The 5,515-nt window shown below is 62.0% G+C and carries 4 protein-coding genes; all 4 read right to left on the reverse strand.

Annotated elements, in window-relative coordinates:
• Positions 1 to 11: 11 nt before the first annotated feature.
• The 4 genes from VFU66_RS12700 to VFU66_RS12715 all read right to left on the reverse strand — a co-directional run bounded on the left by VFU66_RS12700 (position 12) and on the right by VFU66_RS12715 (position 5,432).
• A complete protein-coding gene (locus tag VFU66_RS12700) occupies positions 12 to 1,382 on the reverse strand; it encodes a serine/threonine-protein kinase (RefSeq protein ID WP_326446633.1) in 1,371 nt (456 codons plus the stop codon).
• Between the two features lie 257 nt (positions 1,383 to 1,639).
• On the reverse strand, positions 1,640 to 3,040 hold the full coding sequence (locus tag VFU66_RS12705) for a serine hydrolase domain-containing protein (protein WP_326446634.1): 1,401 nt from the start codon (positions 3,038 to 3,040) through the stop codon (positions 1,640 to 1,642).
• 237 nt (positions 3,041 to 3,277) lie between these two features.
• A complete protein-coding gene (locus tag VFU66_RS12710; RefSeq protein WP_326446635.1) occupies positions 3,278 to 4,672 on the reverse strand; it encodes an MBL fold metallo-hydrolase in 1,395 nt (464 codons plus the stop codon).
• 286 nt (positions 4,673 to 4,958) lie between these two features.
• Positions 4,959 to 5,432: a VOC family protein gene (locus VFU66_RS12715; RefSeq protein WP_326446636.1), complete on the reverse strand. Its 474-nt coding sequence runs from the start codon at positions 5,430 to 5,432 to the stop codon at positions 4,959 to 4,961.
• Positions 5,433 to 5,515: the final 83 nt, after the last annotated feature.

Consider the following 5,515-nt stretch of genomic DNA (forward strand, 5'->3'; position numbering starts at 1 on the left):
CCCTTAAGCGGCTACTGCGCAGACCCCGTTACATGGAAGTTCTGCGCATACACATCGCTCGCGAGCCCATCGTTCCGCTCCCTGCTCGCCAGCGCATACGCGTCCTTCCGCTCCATCGCTCCGCCAATCGACACCAGATACGGCGCGCGCCCATTCGGCGAAAACACCTCCGGCTTCAGCTCCGGATGCCGCGCCGCCAGCCGCTCCACCTTCGTCTGCGCCTGGTCCTCGTGGTTGTAGGTAAACGCAATCACGCGCCACTCCACATGCGTCGCCCCGTTCACCGGAGCAGAAGTAGCGGCAGGAGCAGGAGACGGCGTGGTTCGCAAGACCGCACTACCTCCAGCCTTAGTCGCATCAGCCGCAGGCTTCCCCGCATCAGCGTTCACCGCAGCCGGAGGCACACTCGCAGCCGGAGGCACACTCGCAGCCGGAGCAGACTTATGCACAACGGCGGCCTGTGGCGCAGCCACATCCGACGCCGGCCTGCTATGAAACATGCGCCACGCAATCAGCGCCAGCACCACCACGCTCAGCCCCAGCAGAATCTTCACACCCAACCCAGGCCCGAAAGAAGTCTCATCCAGATTATCCGCCATCCTGCGTAGCGGAGAAACCCGGGCAACCTCCGGCTCCTCATCCATCTCCGCAACCGGAGCCGCCACAACCGGAGCCGCACTCTGCGCCGCAATCTCCGGCGAAGCCGCGGGGGCCAGCGCCGCCGCAATCTCTCGCAGCCCCCAACTTCCGCTCAACCCATTCCGCACAATCCCATCGAACGGAGCGACCAGCGGCAGTTCCCCCCGAGCCTCCTCCAGCGTGCGCCGCCCGGTCAGCGAGCGCAGCAGCACCGCCGCCATGTCATGCACATCCCGACGCTTCAGCGCCTGTCCTTCCGCACCCTCCGGCGCCTCTCGAATGCAATCGCTGCGCAGCTTGATAACATCGCCCACAGCCAGTACATTGCCCGGAGCCACATGCTCATGCACAAAGCCGGAGTCGTGCAGTGCGCCCAGCGCGGCCACCAGGCTCTCGGCCACCTCGCGCGTCTCCTCCACAGTCAGCCGCCGCTCGGCAATAATCTCGCCCAGGTTGCCGTCCGCCGGCTCCATCACCGCATACGCCAGCGGAGCACCGTCCATCTCCACCTTGCCAAACTTTTTCAGCTTCACCAGATTCGGATGGTCGAGCGCGGCAATCCCTCGCCACCGCGACAGAATCACATCGTCGTCAAAGTGCGACTCGATCAGCCGGATTACCGTCGGTTTGCCCGACCCGTTCGGCGTCAGAAAAAACGCGCTTCGCCCCTCGGGCTCCAGCAGTTTTGTCAGAAGAAATGCGCCATCAATCGTTCTGCCTTCGTACTCTGTCCAAAGTTCCATAAGGTCCAGTCCTGGTCATGGATTCCAAGGAGAAAGCCGTCACGGCGAGCAACGCAGTCCTGCAAAACTTCAGCGGCAGCACAAAGTCGAGCAGCACCCACCCCCACCATTATGCTTCATCGCCCAACCCGAAACCAGCTCTCCGTTGTCAGTTCTCCGTTGTCAGATGTGAGCCTTCCACTGAAAGTTGTCATCCTTCGTCGAAGGGGAGGGTCCGTTTTTCCTTTAACCGCCACCCAAGCCGGGGTTACACAAACCTAACTCCCCGTAGGAATCACCAGATACTGCTCCAGCTTTCCATCCGGCTCTTCATACACCGTCACGCGCAACTGCCTGCTGCCAAAGTCCGCGCGGAACACGCGAAACCTCATCCCCCCGCGCATCTCCGACAACGCCTGCGTAAAGCTCTTCGGCGCGCCCAGCGACTTCAGGCTGCTCTCAAAGTCCTCCATCGCCTCCGGCGTAAAGTACGCGTTGCATAGTTCCGTCAGTTGCGAGCGGTCAAGCTGCCCATGCTGCAATCCAACAAATATCTTCAACGCCCGCGCCTCGGCCGCCTTCACCGCCGCCGGGGCTTCCTCGCTCGCCGTAGCCAGCACCAACGGAGCAATCCTCTGCGCCAGCGCCCCCGCCGCGCTCGAAGCATCCTCGTTCGTCAGCACTGTCACCGCAACCTTATCGTCGGGATAGACAACGTTCTGCGCCACAAACCCCGACACCTCGCCCGAGTGCGCCACAAACCTGTGCCCATTGCGCTCGCCCACATCCACGCCCAGCCCATAACCCGTGCCCTTGCCGTTCTTCGGCTTCACCTCCGCAAACATCTCGTCATACGAGGCCTTCGACAAAAGCGAGCGATTCATCAAACTGATGTTCCAGATCGCCAGATCGCGCGCGGGCATGGCGAGTTCGCCCGCCGCAAACATCCACCCCGCGCCTTCAGCCGGAGCGGGCCGCAGCGGACCCAGCGCGTGCCTGTAGTATCCCGTCGGGTCCGACTCCGGCAGCCTGCTTGCATCCGAATTGAACACGCCCGTCATCCCCAGCGGCCCGAAGATGCGCTCCTGCAACTGCGCCATCAGCGGCTTGCCCCCAACGATCTCCGCAATCCTTCCCGCAATCACATAGTTCGTATTCGAGTACTGCCACTCAGTCCCCGGCTCAAAGTCCAGCGGCTTCTTTCCCCACGCATCCAGAATGTGCTCGGGCGTCGTCTCGGCCATCATCGTGGTCATCACGTAATCCTCGGGCCAGAAGTCCTGATACCCCGAAGTCATCGACAACACCTCGCGGATCGTCACGTCTCCGGCCCGCGTCAACCCCGGCAGATACTTCCCCACCGCATCGTCAATCGACAGCTTCCCATCCTGCTGCAGCATCAAGATCAGCGTCGCCGTGAACTGCTTGCTGATCGACCCAATCGAGTACTGCATCTCCGGAGTGGCCGCCATTCGCGGAGAAAGCCGCGCCGCGCCATACGCCTTCACATATGCAACCTTCCCATCGCGCACCACCGCAACCGACGCACTCGGCACCCCGGTTGTGTGCAACACATCAGTTGCAGCCTGATCAATCGCGCCCGCTGTGGCCTGAGGCATCTGCGCCCCCGCCGTCATCGCACACGCAACGATCAAACAGCACACGCTCACCAATCGCATACTCACCTCATCAATCGCCCATAAACCATACCCATCGAGCACGTCATCTCGACCGGAGGCGGCGCTCTTTGCCGCCGCAGTGGAGAGATCCCTGTATTTCCTCCAAGCCGACCACCAAAGTCCGGGGCCCCATCTTCGCGACAGTTTTATCGTCGCTAAGGTGGGTCGCCGGGTGCCCCACCATGCGCAGCTTCATCGCATATGGGTGGGATTGCACAGACCCGCCAGCCACTCGCCTCACTCCCCAACCACCGGCAACTTCGCCGCCTCCCAGGCCGCAATCCCGCCCGCCAGCTCCGCCACATGCTCCACACCTGCGCGCGCCAGCATACTCGCTGCAATCGACGACCGATATCCACCCGCGCAATGCACAGCAACTCTGCGGTCGCGTGGCACCTCGCTCATCCGTTCCTTCAACTGCGAAAGCGGCAGATTCACGCTCCCCACAAGATGCTTCGCGGCCCACTCACGCGGCGAGCGCACATCCAGCACCACGGGCGATGCAGAAGCCATCTCGTCGGCCAGCATCGGCGCGCTCATCTGCTCGGTCGTGCGCAGCAGCTCCGGATGCCCGGCCAAAGCCACCATCCCATCCTTCAAATATCCCTTCACGTTGTCGAAGCCGATCCGTCCCAGCCGCAGCGCCGCCTCCTGCTCGCGTCCCGGATCGGCGACAATCACAATCGCCCGCGCCGGGTCGAGCACCGTCCCTGCCCACGTCGCATACTGCCCGCCCAGCCCCACGTTGATGCTCCCCGCCACGTGACCCTTCGCATACTCTCCGCCGCCGCGCACATCGAGCACCTGCGCGCCCTCATCGCGCATCCGCAGAAACTCCTTCAACCCCATCGGCCGCAGAACATATTCCAGCGTCTTATCCAGCGTCGGATGCTCGCGCGTATTCAAAATCGCGTCGTAGGTAAAGTACTCCGGCGCATCCGGCTGGTCCGCCGTCACCAGCCGCACAAACTCCTCCTTCGACATCGGCTTGAGCGCGTAGTTGAACCGCCTCTGCTCGCCCATCGTCGAAACCGTGTCCGAAGAAATATTCTTCCCGCACAGCGACCCCGCCCCATGCGCCGGATACACCAGCGTCGCATCCGGCAGCCGCATCAGCTTCTCATGCAGCGAGTCGTACAGATGCCCGCCCAACTCCTCCGCCGTCCACCCCAGCGAAGCCCGCAGATCGGGACGCCCCACATCGCCAATGAACAGCGTGTCACCAGTCAGCACCGCGTAAGGATTCACGCCGTCCTTCGCCAGATTGAACACCAGAATCGAGATCGACTCAATCGTGTGCCCCGGCGTCTCCAGCACCTTCAGGCGCACCGCACCCAGCTCCAGCACATCGCCGTCCTTCATCGGGACAAAGCTGTACTCCGCCTCCGCCCGCGCGCCCAGCCGTATCTCCGCGCCCACGCGATTGCGCAGCTCCAGATGCCCGGCCAGAAAGTCCGCATGAAAGTGCGTCAGGAACACATAGCGAATCGTCACGCCAAGCCGCTCCGCATCCGCCAGATACTGCTCCACGTCGCGCTGCGGATCAACCACCACGGCCTCGCCGCTCGCCTCATCGGCGATCAGGTACGAGGCATGGGCCAGACACCCCAGGTAGTACTGCTTCAAAAACATGCAGCCGAGACTAGCACACCGCCCTTTTGCATTTCCATTCTGCAACACATTGCATTTCCATCCGCAGCGCCCTTACATTTCCATTCCGCCCTTTTTTGAATTTCCATTCTGTACCTTTTTGTATTTCCATTCCGCAGCGCAGCGGAGGAATCCGCTTTTGTCTTCCCTCAACTCGCCATCAACGCTCGGGTGCCCCATCCATGCGCCGCCCCATCGCGCATGGGTGGGAATGAACACTCTCCATCAGCCTGCTTGAGCATTTCCATCCGCAGCGCAGCGGAGCAACCTACGACTTCGCCGCCCGTTCCAGCTCCGCCAGATCGATCTTCTTCATCCCCATCATCGCCTGCATCGCCTTCGGGTTCTTCACCAGCTCCGGCAGCCGCGTGGGCACAATCTGCCACGAGAGCCCAAACTTGTCCTTCAGCCATCCGCACTGGCTCTCCTTGCCACCATCAGCAGTCAACTTCGCCCAGTACTCATCCACCTCGGCCTGCGAATCGCACCGCACCACAAACGAAACCGACTCGTTGAACTTAAAGATCGGCCCTCCGTTCAACGCCGTGAACCGCGCCCCGTCCAACTCGAACGCAATCGTCAGCACCCGGTCCTTCGGCCCCGGCACGGCCTCGGTTGCGCGCACCGCATCCAGCCGACGCGAGTTCCTGAACACCGTCAGATAAAACTCCACCGCCTCCTCCGCGTTGTTGTCGAACCACAGAAACGGCGTGATACGGGAAAAGCTCTCCATCGCACTCATCGACTCCTCCTGGGACTGTTGATGACGATCTCACGACATGGAATCACACTCACTTGCAAAGTGCAAGCAAATGATCTCCGTCG

Source organism: Edaphobacter sp., assembly GCF_035763405.1.
Classification (GTDB): domain Bacteria; phylum Acidobacteriota; class Terriglobia; order Terriglobales; family Acidobacteriaceae; genus Edaphobacter.